Annotated in this window: 16 protein-coding genes; 11 read left to right on the forward strand and 5 right to left on the reverse strand. The window is 56.8% G+C overall.

The window, feature by feature from the left end:
- Entirely contained in the window at positions 1–3,051 is a 3,051-nt protein-coding gene (fdnG, locus tag ACVCAM_RS17165) for a formate dehydrogenase-N subunit alpha (RefSeq protein WP_088728449.1), read from the reverse strand.
- A gap of 371 nt (positions 3,052–3,422) precedes the next feature.
- On the opposite strand from fdnG, the gene fdhD reads away from it, so the two are divergent.
- The gene (gene fdhD / locus ACVCAM_RS17170) at positions 3,423–4,259 is read left to right on the forward strand and encodes a formate dehydrogenase accessory sulfurtransferase FdhD (RefSeq protein WP_023326326.1); all 837 of its coding nucleotides are present in this window, start codon (positions 3,423–3,425) and stop codon (positions 4,257–4,259) included.
- 114 nt (positions 4,260–4,373) lie between these two features.
- Entirely contained in the window at positions 4,374–4,586 is a 213-nt protein-coding gene (locus ACVCAM_RS17175) for a YdgH/BhsA/McbA family protein (RefSeq protein ID WP_008501827.1), read from the forward strand.
- Between the two features lie 40 nt (positions 4,587–4,626).
- Here ACVCAM_RS17175 and ACVCAM_RS17180 read toward each other — a convergent pair whose 3' ends face one another.
- Positions 4,627–4,950, reverse strand: coding sequence for an AzlD domain-containing protein (locus ACVCAM_RS17180; RefSeq protein ID WP_021242796.1), 324 nt, complete (start codon positions 4,948–4,950; stop codon positions 4,627–4,629).
- On the reverse strand, positions 4,950–5,609 hold the full coding sequence (locus ACVCAM_RS17185; RefSeq protein ID WP_023293608.1) for an AzlC family ABC transporter permease: 660 nt from the start codon (positions 5,607–5,609) through the stop codon (positions 4,950–4,952). The genes ACVCAM_RS17180 and ACVCAM_RS17185 overlap by 1 nt, the downstream gene beginning before the upstream one ends.
- A 102-nt stretch (positions 5,610–5,711) precedes the next feature.
- Between ACVCAM_RS17185 and ACVCAM_RS17190 the strand changes: the two genes are divergently transcribed.
- From ACVCAM_RS17190 to yiiM, 6 genes are all read left to right on the forward strand, one after another.
- On the forward strand, positions 5,712–6,260 hold the full coding sequence (locus ACVCAM_RS17190; protein ID WP_021242797.1) for a helix-turn-helix domain-containing protein: 549 nt from the start codon (positions 5,712–5,714) through the stop codon (positions 6,258–6,260).
- Between the two features lie 17 nt (positions 6,261–6,277).
- On the forward strand, positions 6,278–7,273 hold the full coding sequence (locus ACVCAM_RS17195; protein ID WP_023345118.1) for a LacI family DNA-binding transcriptional regulator: 996 nt from the start codon (positions 6,278–6,280) through the stop codon (positions 7,271–7,273).
- Positions 7,274–7,376: 103 nt separating this feature from the next.
- Positions 7,377–9,500 (forward strand): alpha-galactosidase, encoded by a 2,124-nt coding sequence (locus tag ACVCAM_RS17200; protein WP_025912305.1) that lies wholly within the window; start codon positions 7,377–7,379, stop codon positions 9,498–9,500.
- Between the two features lie 44 nt (positions 9,501–9,544).
- The gene (locus ACVCAM_RS17205; RefSeq protein ID WP_407223753.1) at positions 9,545–10,810 is read left to right on the forward strand and encodes an MFS transporter; all 1,266 of its coding nucleotides are present in this window, start codon (positions 9,545–9,547) and stop codon (positions 10,808–10,810) included.
- Between the two features lie 162 nt (positions 10,811–10,972).
- A complete protein-coding gene (gene sodA / locus ACVCAM_RS17210; protein ID WP_003861999.1) occupies positions 10,973–11,593 on the forward strand; it encodes a superoxide dismutase [Mn] in 621 nt (206 codons plus the stop codon).
- A 71-nt stretch (positions 11,594–11,664) separates the two neighbouring features.
- A complete protein-coding gene (yiiM, locus tag ACVCAM_RS17215) occupies positions 11,665–12,339 on the forward strand; it encodes a 6-hydroxyaminopurine reductase (RefSeq protein ID WP_025912304.1) in 675 nt (224 codons plus the stop codon).
- 53 nt (positions 12,340–12,392) lie between these two features.
- Here the strand turns inward: yiiM and cpxA are convergent, their stop codons facing one another.
- Positions 12,393–13,766 carry an envelope stress sensor histidine kinase CpxA gene (gene cpxA, locus ACVCAM_RS17220; RefSeq protein WP_003862003.1) on the reverse strand — a complete coding sequence of 458 codons (1,374 nt, stop codon included), beginning with the start codon at positions 13,764–13,766 and terminating at the stop codon, positions 12,393–12,395.
- The gene (gene cpxR / locus ACVCAM_RS17225; RefSeq protein ID WP_006179159.1) at positions 13,763–14,461 is read right to left on the reverse strand and encodes an envelope stress response regulator transcription factor CpxR; all 699 of its coding nucleotides are present in this window, start codon (positions 14,459–14,461) and stop codon (positions 13,763–13,765) included. Before cpxR ends, cpxA begins: the two co-directional genes overlap by 4 nt.
- Positions 14,462–14,611: 150 nt before the next feature.
- Between cpxR and cpxP the strand changes: the two genes are divergently transcribed.
- From cpxP to pfkA, 3 genes are all read left to right on the forward strand, one after another.
- A complete protein-coding gene (cpxP, locus tag ACVCAM_RS17230; protein WP_021242802.1) occupies positions 14,612–15,118 on the forward strand; it encodes a cell-envelope stress modulator CpxP in 507 nt (168 codons plus the stop codon).
- Positions 15,119–15,271: 153 nt separating this feature from the next.
- On the forward strand, positions 15,272–16,165 hold the full coding sequence (fieF, locus tag ACVCAM_RS17235; RefSeq protein WP_008501817.1) for a CDF family cation-efflux transporter FieF: 894 nt from the start codon (positions 15,272–15,274) through the stop codon (positions 16,163–16,165).
- A 174-nt stretch (positions 16,166–16,339) separates the two neighbouring features.
- A complete protein-coding gene (pfkA, locus tag ACVCAM_RS17240) occupies positions 16,340–17,302 on the forward strand; it encodes a 6-phosphofructokinase (protein WP_008501816.1) in 963 nt (320 codons plus the stop codon).
- The last annotated feature ends 122 nt before the right edge of the window (positions 17,303–17,424 follow it).

Below are 17,424 nucleotides of genomic sequence, written 5' to 3' on the forward strand. Positions count from 1 at the left end.
TTACACCTTTTCCACGTTCACGAGGAAGGCCTTAAACTCCGGCGTCTGCGTGTTCGCATCACCGACGAATGGCGTCAGGGTGTTCGCAATGAACCCTTTCTTCGCCACGCCCTCATAACCCCAGTGAATTGGGATGCCGATGGTATCCACCTGCTGACCGTGAACGTTCAGCGTGCGAATACGCTTGGTCACCACCGCCTTGGCTTTGATATAGCCACGGTTAGAGGAGACCTTCACGGTATCGCCATGGGCAATGCCGAGCTTGTTCGCCAGCTTCTCGCCGATCTCCACAAACTGTTCCGGCTGCGCGATGGCGTTAAGCAGCGCGTGCTTGGTCCAGTAGTGGAAGTGCTCGGTCAGACGGTAAGTGGTGCCCACGTACGGGAACTTGTCCTTTTTACCCAGCGCTTCAAAATCGCTCTTGAAGATACGGGCTGCCGGGTTAGAAACCACGTTCGGGTGCAGCGGGTTGGTGCCCAGCGGCGTCTCAAACGGCTCATAGTGTTCCGGGAACGGACCTTCCGCCATCTTATCGATAGCGAACAGACGCCCCATCCCTTCAGGCTGCATGATAAACGGCCCGACGTCGCTGCCTGGTGCGGCAGTGCTGTAGTCCGGAATATCCACGCCGCCCCATTTCGCACCGTCCCACTTCAGCAGCTGACGCTTCGGATCCCACGGGTTGCCCTGCGGGTCAGCGGACGCGCGGTTATAGAGGATACGGCGGTTGAGCGGCCATGCCCATGCCCAACCCAGCGTATTGCCCAGACCCGACGGGTCGGCGTTATCGCGGTTGGCCATCTGGTTGCCTTTCGGCGTCCAGCTACCGGCAAAGATCCAGCAGCCGCTGGAGGTGGTGCCGTCGTCACGCAGGTGCGCGAAGGTACTGAGCTGATCGCCTTTCTTCGCCAGCACGGTGCCGGTGGCCGGGTCGATAACGTCCGCCAGCGCCTTACCGTTGCTCTCCATCGCCACTTCTTCCGGCGCTGGGTTTTCCGGCGTCGAGTAGTTCCAGGTCATGTTCAGCACAGGCTCAGGGTTCGCGCCGCCTTCAGCCGCATACATCTTACGCAGGCGTAAGAAGATACCGGCCAGGATCTCGCCGTCGTTCATGGCGATGCCCGGGGCGTCCGCGCCTTTCCAGTGCCACTGCAGCCAGCGCCCGGAGTTGACGATAGAGCCGTTCTCTTCCGCAAAGCAGGTCGATGGCAGACGGAACACTTCGGTCTGAATCTTCGACGGATCGACGTCGTTCGATTCACCGTGGTTCTGCCAGAAGGTCGAGGTTTCGGTATTGAGCGGGTCAATCGTCACCAGGAACTTCAGTTTCGACAGCGACTCAACAACCTTGTTCTTGTTCGGGAACGAGGCAACCGGGTTAAAGCCCTGGCACAGATAGCCGTTCACTTTGCCCTGATGCATCATCTCGAAATACTGCAGAACGTCGTAACCTTTGTCCCACTTCGGCAGCCAGTCAAAGCCCCAGCTGTTTTCCGCCGTCGCTTTATCCCCGAAGAACGCTTTCATCATCGAGACGAAGAACTTCGGATAGTTGCCCCAGTAGTTCACCTGGCCTTCAAGCAGCGGTTTAGGCGTGCTGGCCGTCAGGTAGGTTTGCAGGTCGGTCTGTTTCTCGCTTGGCAGGTTCATATAGCCCGGCAGGCTCTGAGACAGCAGGCCGAGGTCGGTCAGACCCTGAATGTTGGAGTGACCGCGCAGGGCGTTCACGCCGCCGCCTGCCATCCCCATGTTGCCGAGCAGCAGCTGCACCATCGCCATGGTGCGGATGTTCTGCGCGCCGATGGAGTGCTGCGTCCAGCCGAGGGCGTACAGGAACGACGCGGTTTTGTCTTTCGCGCTGGTTTCGGCGATCAGCTCGCACACCTTCAGGAAGTCCGCCTTCGGCGTACCGCAGATGTTTTCGACAACCTCCGGCGTGTAGCGGGAGACGTGCTCTTTCAGCAGGTTCCACACGCAGCGCGGGTGTTGCAACGTGGTGTCACGCTTCGCAAAACCTTTCTCATCCAGCTCGTAGTTCCAGCTGGTTTTGTCGTACTTGCGTTTTTCGGCGTCGTAACCGCTAAACAGACCATCTTCGAAGTGGTAATCCTCACGCACGATCAGGCTGGCGTTGGTATAGGCTTCGGTGTATTCGCGGTTATATTTTTCGTTGGTCATCAGGTACAGCAATACGCCTGACAGGAAAGTGATGTCAGTACCTGAACGAATAGGGGTGTAGAAATCCGCCACTGACGCTGTACGCGTGAAGCGGGGATCGATCACAATCAGTTTAGCACCGTTGTGGATTTTGGCTTCCATCGCCCAGCGGAACCCGACAGGGTGCGCTTCAGCGGCGTTACCGCCCATCACCACAATGAGGTTGGCGTTCTTGATGTCGACCCAGTGGTTGGTCATCGCACCGCGACCAAATGTTGGAGCAAGACTTGCTACCGTTGGTCCGTGTCAGACACGCGCCTGGTTGTCGACCGCGAGCATACCGAGTGCGCGCGTAAATTTCTGGGTTAAATAACCGGTTTCGTTGCTGGAGGCAGAGGCACACAGCATCCCGGTGGAGAGCCAGCGGTTGACCGTGACGCCGTCGGCGTTTTTCTCAACAAAGTTGGCATCGCGGTCTTCTTTAATCAGTTTAGCGATGCGGTCAAACGCCTCTTCCCAGCTGATTTGCTGCCATTTGTCGGAACCCGGCGCGCGGTATTCAGGGAATTTCAGGCGGCTTTCGGAGTGGATAAAGTCCACCAGACCGGCCCCTTTCGGGCACAATGCGCCGCGGTTAACCGGGTGATCCGGGTCGCCCTCGATATGGAAAATAGACGCTTTGGCGTTTTTAGCACCGTCGCCGAGGCTATACATCAACAGCCCGCAACCGACAGAGCAGTACGTACAGGTATTACGGGTTTCACGGGTGCGCAGCAGTTTATACTGCCGCGTTTCCGCCAGCGCTACGCCGGGCGCAAAGCCCAGTGCCGCTGCCGTGGTGCCTGCCATACCGCCAGCGCAGATCTTAAAGAACTGCCTTCTGCTGACCTGCATGGGTCACTCCTTGTTTCGACATTGCTTACATATGTAGTTTTGACTTCGCGGTTGAAGAATGACCGCAAAGGAAAAAATTTGCGTTAATCCCTCAATTCCACGAGGGATATCATCAGAATACCACATTGTCGGTACAGCTGTTCTAATGGCGTTAATACAAAGTGAACGTATTATCACCATGTTGATTATAAAGTGTGATATTGATCACGTTAACAGCTCTGCATGTTAAAGCGGTGTAGCCGGTGGCAGGTTGCACCCCTGCTAAATGAGTAGGAGAATGGTTGTCGAAAAGTTGATCCATACTATGCGTACAGCCTGTGGTTTATGCTGCAATAGCACGCTCGCTTCCGTGGTTGTTCAGGAATACCGCTGTGTCTAAACAAAACCGTGATCCCCACTCGTCACCCCTGCCTGCCGGCATTGTGGAACTGTCGGTACACCGACCGCCCCACATAACCGATGCCATACCCGATTTTCTGGCCGAAGAAGTGCCCGTTGCGCTCGTTTACAACGGCATATCGCATGTGGTGATGATGGCGTCTCCGAAAGATCTTGAGCTGTTCGCCATCGGTTTTTCCCTTTCGGAAGGCATCATTGAGCATCCGCAAGATATCTATGGCATGGACGTGGTGCAGGCCTGCAACGGCCTGGAAGTGCAAATCGAGCTCTCCAGCCGCCGCTTTATGGGGCTGAAAGAGCGCCGCCGGGCGCTGGCCGGACGTACCGGCTGCGGCGTGTGCGGCGTTGAACAGCTCAACGATATTGGCAAACCTGTTTCACCACTGCCGTTTACTCAGACCTTTAATCTGGCGCACCTCGACCCTGCGCTTGAGCACCTCAACGATGTACAGCCTATCGGCCAGCTCAGCGGCTGCACGCACGCGGCGGCGTGGGTATTGCCGTCGGGAGAGATTGCCGGTGGGCATGAAGACGTGGGCCGCCACGTGGCGCTGGATAAGCTGCTCGGTCGTCGTGCGCGTGAAAGTGAGGTTTGGCAGCAGGGCGCCGCGCTCGTTTCCAGCCGCGCCAGCTATGAGATGGTGCAAAAATCGGCGATGTGCGGGGTGGAGATCCTGTTTGCCGTGTCGGCGGCAACGACGCTGGCGGTGGAGGTGGCCGAGCGCTGCAACCTGACGCTGGTGGGTTTCTGCAAGCCGGGAAGGGCGACCATTTATACCCATCCACAGCGATTAATAGTTAATCAGTAATTTTGAATGATAATAGCAAATCCTTCCGCTTTTAGTTGTTCGCGATGAGGTCTAGTATTTATCTCATCAAGGCACGGTGCCTTACCTGAACAACTTAATGAAAGGGTTTATATTATGAAAAGCATCAAAACTTTTGTCGCTGTAATCGCTCTGGCTACTTCTTTCGGTTCTTTCGCTGCACAGACCGTAACCGCAACCGCCTCTACCATTGATGGTGCAGAAGCGAAAATCGCGGCTCAGGCTCAGGAAGCGGGCGCGTCTTCGTACAAAATTACCCAGGCATTCACCGGTAACCGCGTACACATGACTGCTGAACTGAACAAATAAGCGAGTCACACCGTCGAAAGAGCGCCCCCGGGGCGCTTTTTTAGTTTATGCCCGCCACGCGCAGCAATGCCGTCACCACCGCCGCAGCCACAATGACCACGATTAACGGCATTTTCCGCCAGGCCAAAAACACCGCAAACGCCACGCCCAGCACGCGCGCCATGCCCGCGAAGTGGTCTCCCTCATAAAAGGTGGTCGCCAGCGCCACGGAGAACAGCAATACCGTTGCCGCATCTGACAGCAGCGCCTGAGAACGCTCCGACAACGCCAGCCGGTTGCCGAGTTTGGCGCCGCCAAGGCGCATTAAATAGGTTCCGGCAGAAAGAATGGCGATGCCGAGAATAAAGACCGTCATGTTTTCCATTATTTTTTCCTCGCGGCAAGACCGAGTAAAGAGAGCAGTACAGGTAATCCCACCGGGGCAAACGGTACGGCGGCCAGCGATAACACGGCGCCGCTGCAGGCGCGGATCAGCGTGGTACGGTTTTTAAAAGCGGGAACCACTAATGCCAGCAGAATGGCCGGAAATACCGCATCCAGCCCGATGGTCTCCGGGTCGGGCAACAGTTTGCCGACCATAGCCCCCAGCAGTGCGCCAAGCGGCCAGACGAGGGCGACGCCTAAGCCGCACAGCCAGTAGGCGGCTTTACGCTGCTCGGCGGTTTTTTGCGACAGGCCAAACACCACGCTTTCATCGTTCATGATGTGGCAGCCTAGCAGGCTCAGACCGCGCTTGCCCACCAGCTCTCGCACCGTCACGCCAAACGGCACGTGGCGCGCGTTGACCAGCAAACCTGCCGCCGCGGCCGCCAGCGGATTGCCGCCGCTCGCCACGATGCCGATAAACATGAACTCAGACGCGCCCGCCAGCACGGTAATGGAGAGCACAAACGGCACCCAGACCGGGAAACCGTAGGCCATCGCCAGCGAGCCGTAGGACATCCCGACCACGCCCACCGCCAGGCAGACCAGGATGATTGCTTTTATGGTGTCGCCTTTCAGACAAGAGAGATGATGCTTCATACAATTTTAGCCATATCGAACGTGTATCCATTATAATGAACGCAACGAAACTGATTTTCAAGACGAACGATTTGTTCGTTTTATAGAACGCGAGGCCGTTATATGACGCAGCCGATCAGCCTGATCGCCAAAAGTCTGGTGCGAGAACGCCTGCGAACCGGGCTTTCACTGGCGGAAATCGCCCGCCGTGCCGGGATCGCAAAATCCACGCTTTCCCAGCTGGAGTCCGGCAACGGTAACCCTAGCCTGGAAACGCTGTGGTCGCTCTGCGTGGCGCTGGATATTCCTTTCGCCCGTTTGCTTGAGCCGCAGCTACCGACCACGCAGGTGATACGCCGTGGTGAAGGGACGAAAGTGGTCGCCGGAGAGGCTAATTATGAAGCCATTTTACTGGCGGCATGCCCTCCCGGCGCGCGCCGCGATGTCTATCTTCTGATGACCCAACCGGGTGCAGACCGTCTTTCTCAGCCGCATCCGCCGGGCTCGGTTGAACATATTATTGTGACGCAGGGGCGGGCGCTGGTCGGCCTGCTCGACGCGGCGGAAGAGCTTGGCGCAGGGGATTACATTTGTTATCCCGCCGACCAGCCGCACATCTTCAAGGCCCTGGAGCCAGACACTTACGCGCTGCTGGTGGCGGAACAAAACTAACGAAGATAGGGAAAATCATGTCGCTCAAAGCCATCGCCAAAGAACTGGGGCTCTCTGTTACTACCGTCAGCCGCGCCCTTAACGGATATGATGACGTTTCTGACGAGACGCGCGCTCGCGTAGAAGCGGAAGCCCAGCGACGCGGCTATCGGCCTAATACCTTCGCTCGTCGTCTGAAGATGGGCAAAATCGACGCCGTTGGGCTGGTGTTCCCGGTCCATCCTGTTCCGCTCAATAACAGCGTATTTATGGACATGGTGGGTGAGATTAGCCACGAGCTGGCGCGACATGAAATCGACCTGCTGCTCATCGCAGACGACGATCTGGCGGATAAGCACAGCTACATGCGCATGGTGCAAAGCCGCCGCGTGGATGCGCTGATCGTGGCCCACACGCTGGATCGCGATCCCCGTCTTGAGCAACTGCAGGCCGCCGGTTTTCCTTTCCTGGCGCTCGGGCGCAGCCAGCTACCGCAGCCGTACGCGTGGTTCGACTTCGACAACTATGCCGGTACGTACAATGCGACCCGCTGGCTGATCGGAAAAGGCCATCAGCGCATTGCCCTGCTGGGCGAAAGCAACAATCAGGCATTCATCACCCAGCGCCGTCAGGGCTATCTGGACGCGTTGCGGGAAGCCGGGCTTTCCAGCGAATGGCTGCGCGCCATGCCCCCTTCACGCCGGGTGGGGTATGCCACCACGAAAGAGCTTCTCTCGCTATCGCAGCCGCCCACGGCCATCATTACCGACTGCAACACTCACGGCGACGGCGCGGCGATGGCGCTGGCGGAGCTGGGCCGCCTGACCGGCGAGAACGCCGTTGCGCTGGTGGTTTATGACGGGCTTCCGCAGGACAGCATCGTCGACGCTGACGTGGCGGCAGTGATCCAGTCCACCCGTCAGGGCGTCGGGAAACAGATTGCCGATATGGTTCGCCAGCTGATCAACGGCGAGGCGATTGAGCAGCTCCAGGTGCTCTGGCAGCCCGAATTCTCTCCCGGCCAGACGGCCTGAATCTCTCCATTTTCTAAACCCGATCACAAATCCGAAACGTTTTGGTTTGTATCCGAAACGTTTCGGATCAAAACTCAAGGCATCCCATGACAGGAGATGTCTGATGCAAGATTCCATTTTACGACTCGAAAGCGCGACGGTGGATGTGGTGATAAAAACGCACCCGTTCGCCGAAATTATCTACTGGGGGCCGCATCTTCAGTACTTTTCGCCGCAGAATGCAGAAACCCTTTCCCGGCCGGTTGCCAACGGCAGGCTGGATGTGGATTCTCCGGTCACGCTGATGGCCGAGCTGGGGCACGGCCTGTTTGGGTCGCCCGGTATTGAAGGGCATCGTCTGGGCCTGGACGGTTCACCTCTCTTTAGCACCACAGACGTCCAGCAGCAGGGGCAAACCCTGACGATTACGGCAGAAGATGAACATGCGGGCCTGCGGCTGACCAGCGAGCTGGCGCTGGATGACAGCGGCGTGCTGGCGGTGCGTCACGGTTTAACCAACCTGAAAGCGCAGGCGTGGCAGGTGGACCGTTTTGCCATAACGCTACCCGTGGCCGAACGCGCACGGGAGGTGATGGCCTTCCACGGACGCTGGATCCGGGAATTTCAGCCGCACCGCGTGACGCTTGAACACGACAGCTTTGTGATTGAAAACCGCCGGGGTAAAACCTCCCATGAACACTTCCCGGCGCTGATTTCGGGTACGCCGTCGTTCAGCGAAATGCACGGCGACGTCTGGGGCGTGCATCTGGGCTGGAGCGGCAACCACCGCCTGCGTGCGGAAGCCAAAACCGACGGCCGCCGCTATCTGCAGGCTGAAGCCCTCTACCTGCCGGGCGAAATGGCGATTGAGGAGGGCGACACGCTCTGGACGCCGCGCCTGTATGCAAGCTACTCCGCACGGGGCCTGAACGGCATGAGCCAGCAGTTTCACCATTACCTTCGCGACAACGTTATCCGCTTCCCCGAAAACAAACCGCGCCCGGTTCACCTCAATACCTGGGAAGGCATCTACTTTAATCACGACCCGGACTACATCATGCGCATGGCCGACGAGGCGGCCGCGCTGGGCGTGGAGCGCTTTATCATCGACGACGGCTGGTTCAAAGGTCGCAACGACGACTACGCCGCGCTGGGTGACTGGTATCTGGACGAGAAGAAGTACCCGAACGGCCTCACGCCGGTCATCAGCCATGTGAAACAGCTCGGCATGGCGTTTGGCATCTGGGTTGAGCCGGAAATGATTAACCCGGATTCCGATCTTTATCGTGCGCATCCCGACTGGGTGCTGGCGTTGCCCGGCTACAGGCAACATACCGGGCGGCACCAGCTGGTGCTTAACCTGAACATTCCGCAGGCGTTTGATTACCTGGTGGAGCGCATGAGCTGGCTTCTGGGTGAACATGAGGTCGACTACGTGAAGTGGGACATGAACCGTGAGCTGGTGCAGCCGGGTCACGACGGGAAGGCCGCCGCCGACGCGCAAACCCGCCAGTTTTATCGCCTGCTGGACGTGCTGGGCAAGCGTTTCCCGCACGTCGAATTTGAATCCTGCTCCTCCGGCGGGGGGCGAATTGATTATGAGGTGCTGACGCGCTGCCACCGCTTCTGGGCCTCGGACAACAACGATGCGCTGGAGCGCAACGCTATCCAGCGCGGCATGAGCTATTTCTTCCCGCCGGAGGTGATGGGGGCGCATATCGGTCATCATAAATGTCACGCCACCTTCCGCCAGCACAGCATTGAATTTCGCGGTCTGACGGCGCTGTTTGGCCATATGGGGCTGGAACTGGATCCCCTCACCGTTGATGAGCAGGAGCGCGAAGGTTATCGCCGTTACGCCGCGCTGTATAAGCAGTGGCGCGAGGTTATCCATCAGGGCATCCACTGGCGCGTGGATATGCCGGATGCCACTACGCTGGCACAGGGTATTGTGAGCGAAGATAAAACGCAGGGACTGTTTATCGTGAGCCAGCTCGCCATGCCGGACTACACGTTGATGATGCCGCTGCGCATGCCGGGGCTTGAGGCCAGCGCGCAGTATCGTATTTCGCTGCTCGATCACCCTGATATTCACATCACCGGTGAAGGAGGCCATACCATGCGCAAGCTGCCGGCATGGATGGAGGCCCCGCAAACGGCGAGCGGTGAGTGGCTGATGCAGGCGGGCATTGCGCTGCCGATTCTCGATCCGGAAAGCGCCATCCTGATTGGCGTGGAACGCGTGTAAAGGTGACGGGCCGGGAAACTGGCCCTCCGTTGAGGATAAAAATAATGAACACAACAACCTGTACCCACAAAGACAACCCTAATTTCTGGATTTTCGGGCTGTTCTTCTTTCTCTACTTTTTCATCATGGCCACCTGCTTTCCGTTCCTGCCGATCTGGCTGTCGGATATCATCGGCCTCAATAAAACCCATACCGGCATCGTCTTCTCCTGCATCTCACTCTCGGCCATTGCCTTCCAGCCGGTGCTTGGGGTGATCTCGGATAAACTGGGGCTGAAAAAACACCTGCTGTGGATCATCTCCGTGCTGCTGTTCCTGTTTGCCCCTTTCTTCCTCTACGTCTTTGCGCCGTTACTGAAAGCCAACATCTGGCTGGGCGCGCTGAGCGGCGGCATTTATATCGGCTTTGTCTTTTCGGCGGGCTCAGGAGCCATTGAGGCCTACATTGAACGCGTGAGCCGTAACAGTTTCTTTGAGTACGGCAAGGCGCGCATGTTTGGCTGCCTCGGCTGGGGGCTGTGCGCCTCCACGGGCGGGATCCTGTTCGGCATCGATCCGTCGTATGTTTTCTGGATGGGCTCGGGGGCGGCGCTGCTGTTGATGCTGTTGCTGGTGGTCGCAAAGCCAAGACCCAACCAGACGGCGCAGGTGATGAATGCGCTGGGTGCCAACCAGCCGCAGATCACCGCGAAAACGGTCTTTAGCCTGTTCCGTCAGCGCAGAATGTGGATGTTTATTCTGTATGTGATTGGTGTGGCCTGCGTCTACGACGTCTTCGACCAGCAGTTTGCTACCTTCTTCAAAACGTTCTTCGCCACGCCGCAGGAGGGCACTCGCGCCTTTGGTTTTGCGACCACTGCCGGGGAAATCTGCAATGCGATCATCATGTTTTGTTCACCGTGGATCATTAACCGCATCGGCGCGAAAAACACGCTGCTGATCGCCGGGGTGATTATGGCGACGCGCACTATCGGCTCGTCGTTTGCCACCACCGCCGTAGAAGTGATTGCCCTGAAGATGCTGCACGCGCTGGAGGTGCCGTTCCTGCTGGTGGGGGCCTTCAAGTACATCACCGGGGTGTTTGATACGCGTCTTTCGGCGACTATCTATCTGATTGGCTTCCAGTTCGCGAAACAGTCGGCGGCAATCTTCCTCTCCGCGTTTGCCGGGAATATGTATGACCGGATCGGTTTCCAGGAGACGTACCTGATGCTGGGCTGTTTCGTGCTGGCGATTACGGTGGTGTCGGCGTTTACGCTCAGCAGCAGGGAGGAGATTGCGGCAGGCAATAAGGCGCTAGAAGTTCATTAACGCCCTGAACCCACTCACTATTCCGGCGTTGGTCAAAAAATGAATAACCTTATAAAAACTACGGCATTGATAATCATTTTCAATATCATTTAATTAACTATAATGAACCAACTGCTTACGCGGCATTAACAGCTGTGCCGCCCGACAATAATGGAGAGGATTATGAGTTATACACTGCCATCCCTGCCGTATGCCTACGACGCACTGGAACCGCATTTCGACAAGCAGACGATGGAAATCCATCACACTAAACACCACCAGACCTACGTGAACAACGCGAACGCCGCGCTGGAAAGCCTGCCTGAGTTCGCTAACCTGCCTGTTGAAGAGCTGATCACCAAGCTGGACCAGCTGCCAGCGGACAAGAAAACCGTGCTGCGCAACAACGCGGGCGGTCACGCTAACCACAGCCTGTTCTGGAAAGGCCTGAAAACCGGTACTACCCTGCAGGGCGACCTGAAAGCGGCTATCGAGCGCGACTTCGGTTCCGTTGACAACTTCAAAGCGGAATTCGAGAAAGCCGCTGCAACCCGCTTCGGCTCTGGCTGGGCGTGGCTGGTACTGAAAGGTGATAAACTGGCCGTGGTTTCTACCGCGAACCAGGACTCCCCGCTGATGGGTGAAGCGATCTCTGGCGCATCCGGCTTCCCAATCCTGGGTCTGGACGTGTGGGAACACGCTTACTACCTGAAATTCCAGAACCGTCGCCCGGACTACATCAAAGCGTTCTGGGACGTGGTGAACTGGGACGAAGCAGCAGCGCGTTTCGCCGCTAAAAAATAAGGTTGCATTGACGCCTGTGAGAAGCGAGTCTGATGGCTCGCTTTTTTTGTATCTGCGTAATGGAGGCAGCGATGCATTATCCGGTGAATGTATTTACAGGCAAGGTAAGGGAGTACGACGGCAGCCGCCCGAGCGCCATCGCCAAAATTCAGATCGACGGTGAGCTGACGTTAACCGACCTCGGGCTTGCGGGTGACGAGCAGGCCGAAAAGAAGATCCACGGCGGGCCGGAGCGCGCGCTGTGCCACTACCCGCGCGAGCACTATCAGCACTGGAAGGCAGAGTTCCCGGAGCAGGCGGATCTCTTCGTTGCTCCCGCGTTTGGTGAAAATCTCTCCACTGAAGGGCTCACCGAAAAGAACGTGTTTATTGGTGATATCTACCGCTGGGGCGATGCCCTGATTCAGGTGACGCAGCCGCGCTCGCCGTGCTTCAAGCTCAACTACCATTTCGGCATTCATGACATGTCGGCTCAGATGCAAAGCGCGGGTAAAACCGGCTGGCTGTACCGGGTGGTGCTGGCTGGGCAGGTTTCAGCGGATGCGCCGCTTGAGCTGGTATCACGCCTGAGTGAGGTGTCTGTTTACGACGCCTGCGCCATTGCGTGGCATATGCCGTTTGATGACGAGCAGTATCATCGCCTGCTGTCGGCGGCGGGGCTGTCGACCAGCTGGACAAGAACGATGCAGAAACGGCGTTTAAGCAGCAAGATCGAGGATAATTCGCGGAGGTTGTGGGGTAAATAGACCTCAGTAAAAAGTAGGCCGGGTAAGGCGAAGCCGCCACCCGGCACTAACAGCTACGAACGCTTATACAACGGTAGCCACAGCGTTAACCGCAGCCCACCCAGCGGGCTGTCGTCGGCTTTCACCCAGCCGCGATGCTGCTGCATGGCGGTTTCCACAATCGCCAGCCCCAGCCCCGTACCGCCCGATTCCCGGTCGCGCGCCTCGTCGGTGCGGTAGAACGGACGGAAGATCTGCTCGCGGTCTTCCGGGCTGACGCCAGGACCGTCGTCGTCGACGATGACGGTGATCCCGTCTTTATCCACCGAGAACGCCACCTCAATCTTCGTGTGCGAGTAGCGCAGGGCGTTACGCACGATATTTTCCAGCGCGCTTTCCAGCGCGTTGGGGTTACCGTACAGCGGCCATGGACCCGGCGGGAAGTTAACGGTGAAGGATTTGCCCATCTGCTCCGCTTCGAACGCCGCGTTATCCAGCACTTCATGCCACAGATGATTGGCTTTCACCGTTTCGCTCACCAGCGCGTTTTTCTGCTGATTGCGCGACATGACCAGCAGATCGTTGATCATGCTGTCCAGACGATGCGCTTCGGTTTCGATGCGCTCCAGCTCTTTGCTCTCACCGCTGCGGCGACGCAGCAGGGCGGTACCCAGCTGTAAGCGCGTGAGCGGGGTACGCAGCTCGTGCGAGATATCCGACAGCAGGCGCTGCTGGGCCGTCATCATGCGATCGAGCGCGCTCACCATCTGGTTAAAACTGGTCCCGGCGGCCAGGAACTCCTGCGGTCCGGACTCCAGTTCCGGGTGCTGCCTCAGGTTGCCCTGCGCCACTTCGTCGGCGGCGTTTTTCAGCTTACGTGCGGGTTTTGCCAGGCTCCACGCCAGCCATAACAGCAGCGGCGAGCTGACCAGCATCGTGACAATCAGCAGCAGGAGAGGGCGGTCAAACAGCAGGTTGATAAAATCGGACTGGGAGCTGCTCGCGGGGCGAATCAGGTAGAGCTGATAGTTATCCTCGCCATCTCTGACGGAGAACGGCCCCACCATCTCTACGCGGCCATATTTTTTCTTCTGGGGGTGATCGGCATTATCTGCCTGGCCAATGAAGTTGCGGATGATCTGCATTTCATTGCGATCGGCGCCAATCACGCGGCCTTCGCTGGTCACCAGCAGCAGGCGTTGTCCGGGCGGCGCCCACTTGTCGATAGCGCGAAATAGCCTGCGCCACCACATCAAATCGTTTGGCGGATCGTTTGCCAGCTCGGCTTCCACGTGCTGCTCGATCATCACGCCCTGACGTTGCTCGCTGTCGAGCAGCTCCGTCATCTGGCGTGAGTCGAGTTTTGGCAACATCAGTACGAGCATTAAAACCAGTGCCAGCGTCAACCAGAAGATGGCGAAGATGCGGGCGGTTAAGCTTCCTATCATGAAGCGGAAACCATCAGATAACCGCGACCACGCAGGGTTTTAAACCATGGGTGACCGTCTTTACGCTCCGGCAGCTTACGGCGCAGGTTAGAGATGTGCATGTCGATGGCGCGGTCAAACGGGGTAAGACGCTTGCCCAGCACTTCCTGACTTAAATGTTCACGCGATACCACCTGGCCGAGGTGCTGTGCCAGCAGATACAGCAGGGTGAACTCGGTGCCGGTGAGTTCGAGCGTCTGGCCATCAAAGCTCGCTTCCTGGCGGCCCGGATTCAGGCTCAGGGAGTCGACTTCAAGGGTAGGTGAGCTGTTGTCGGTATTCTGCTGCTGCTCGCTCCAGTGGGAACGACGCAGGATCGCGCGAATACGGGCGACCAGTTCGCGGTCGTTAAACGGCTTCGGTAAATAGTCATCCGCACCCAGCTCAAGGCCGAGTACGCGGTCGAGTTCGCTGCCGCGCGCGGTCAGCATGATAACGGGAGTCTGGTGTGTCTGGCGAAGCTCTTTCAGCGTATCAATGCCGTTTTTCTTCGGCATCATCACGTCGAGCAAAAGTAAATCGATGCTGTCGTCAAGGAGACTCAGCGCCTGCTCGCCATCATGGGCAACCAGGACGTTGAAACCTTCCATGTCGAGCAACTCCTTTAAAAGGGATGTGAGCTCTCGGTCATCATCAACTAACAGGATTTTATTCATTGTTTAAATACCTCCGAGGCAGAAATTACGACATCAAGGCTGTCTAATCCATGACTTTACGTTGTTTTACACCCCCTGACGCATGTTTGCAGCCTGAATCGTAGACTGTCTCTCGTTGAATCGCGACACGAAAGATTTTGGGAGCAAGTGATGCGCAAAGTTACCGCTGCCGTCATGGCCTCAACGCTGGCGTTCAGTGCGTTTAGCCAGGCTGCTGTAGCTATCATCAGCGATAACGGTCCCTTACAAGAGGGCGCAACGCAGAACAGCAGCCAAAGCCATATGTTTGACGGCATAAGTTTAACCGAACATCAGCGTCAACAGATGCGAGATCTGATGCAGAGGGCGAGACACGACCAGCCCCCTGTTAATGTTAGCGAAATGGAGACAATGCATCGCCTTGTCACCGCAGAAAATTTTGACGAAAGCGCTGTGCGCGCTCAGGCCGAAAAAATGGCACAGGAACAGGTTGCTCGTCAGGTTGAAATGGCGAAGGTCCGCAACCAGATGTTCCACCTGCTAACGCCGGAGCAGCAAGCGGTTTTGAACACCAAACATCAGCAGCGTATGGATCAACTGCGTGAGGTTGCACGGATGCAGCGAAGCTCAGAAACCTCGTTTTTCAGTAGCAATAGCAGTACCCGTAGTAACCAGTAAACCCTGTTTTCCTTGCCATAGACACCATCCCTGTCTTCCCCCACATGATGTGGGGGTTTTTTTTGCCCCACATTCTGGTTTGTTAACCGTTTATTCATCCTTCGACTCCACATGCTTCCGTTATACTAGCGGCATGACATGACAGGAGCGTTTATGAATCAATCCTATGGAAGACTGGTCAGCCGGGCCGCCATCGCGGCGACCGTCATGGCATCCAGCCTGTTACTGATTAAAATCTTTGCCTGGTGGTATACCGGCTCGGTCAGTATTCTGGCGGCGCTGGTGGATTCGCTGATGGACATTGCCGCCTCATTGACCAACCTGCTGGTCGTGCGTTACTCGCTGCAGCCAGCGGATGAAGAGCACACCTTTGGGCACGGTAAAGCGGAGTCGCTGGCCGCGCTGGCGCAAAGCATGTTCATATCCGGTTCTGCGCTGTTCCTGTTTCTCACCGGCATACAGCATCTCGTCTCGCCGACGCCGATGAACGATCCTGGCGTCGGCGTCGTTGTGACGGTCGTTGCACTTATTTGCACACTTGTTCTGGTAACGTTCCAGCGCTGGGTGGTACGCAAAACGCAAAGTCAGGCCGTACGGGCGGATATGCTTCATTATCAATCTGATGTTATGATGAATGGGGCTATTCTTATTGCGCTCGGTCTGGCCTGGTATGGCTGGCATCGGGCCGATGCGTTGTTTGCGTTAGGGATTGGTATCTATATTTTATATAGCGCCCTGCGGATGGGGTATGAAGCAGTGCAATCGCTGCTTGACCGCGCCCTCCCGGACTCAGAACGTAATGAAATTTTTTCTATCGTGACCGCCTGGCCCGGCGTCAGCGGTGCACACGATCTTCGAACGCGGCAGTCAGGGCCGACCCGCTTTATTCAGATTCATATTGAAATGGAAGACAACCTGCCACTGGTTCAGGCTCACGTGATTGCTGAGCAGGTCGAGCAGGCGATTTTGCAGCGTTTTCCTGGTTCAGACGTCATCATTCACCAGGATCCCTGCTCGGTTGTACCCGGACATGTTGGGCTTTCGTAATTCGTTGTAAAAAAGTGAGCCAGGCCAGCATTTTGTGTATAAATTACCGCCATTTGGTCTGACCTGAATCAATTCAGCTGGAAGGGATTGATATACTATTTGCAGTATTCGTTGGTCGATAAGTTTCTTCCGGCAACAGATTTCAATTTTGCATTCCTAAGTTCAGAGGTAGTCATGATTAAGAAAATCGGTGTGTTGACAAGCGGCGGTGATGCGCCGGGCATGAACGCGGCAATTCGTGGGGTTGTCCGCGCGGCGCTGACGGAAGGTCTGGAAGTTTTTGGTATCTATGATGGTTACCTGGGTCTGTATGAAGACCGTATGGTTCAGCTCGACCGTTACAGCGTGTCTGACATGATCAACCGTGGCGGTACCTTCCTTGGGTCTGCGCGCTTCCCGGAATTCCGTGATGAACACGTTCGTGAAGTGGCTATCGAGAACATGAAAAAACGTGGACTGGACGCCCTGGTGGTTATCGGCGGTGACGGCTCGTACATGGGTGCAAAACGTCTGACTGAAATGGGCTTCCCGTGCATCGGCCTGCCGGGCACTATCGACAACGACATCAAAGGCACCGACTACACCATCGGTTACTTCACCGCGCTGGGCACCGTTGTGGAAGCGATTGACCGCCTGCGTGACACCTCTTCTTCCCACCAGCGTATCTCTATCGTTGAAGTGATGGGGCGTTACTGCGGTGACCTGACCCTGGCTGCGGCAATTGCGGGTGGCTGTGAGTTTGTCGTGGTTCCGGAAGTGGAATTCAGCCGTGAAGATCTGGTAGCTGAAATCAAAGCCGGCATCGCGAAAGGCAAAAAACATGCGATCGTGGCTATCACCGAGCACATCTGTGACGTAGACGAGCTGGCGAAGTACATCGAAACCGAAACCAAGCGTGAAACCCGTGCGACCGTACTGGGGCACATCCAGCGTGGCGGTTCCCCTGGCCCGTACGACCGTATTCTGGCGTCCCGTATGGGTGCGTACGCAATCGAACTGCTGCTGCAGGGCCACGGCGGCCGCTGCGTCGGTATTCAGAACGAGAAACTGGTTCACCATGACATCATCGACGCGATTGAAAACATGAAGCGTCCGTTCAAAGGTGACTGGCTGGACTGCGCGAAAAAACTGTACTGATCGGCGTTTGGTTTGTGCCGGGTAAGGCGTAGCCGCCACCCGGCTTTTTTATGCGTACACGCTTTATTATTCCACTACGTTATAGCCAATCTTTTTTTATTCTTTAATCCTCGATTCGCTTT

This window comes from Enterobacter sp. CFEC122 (assembly GCF_052983755.1).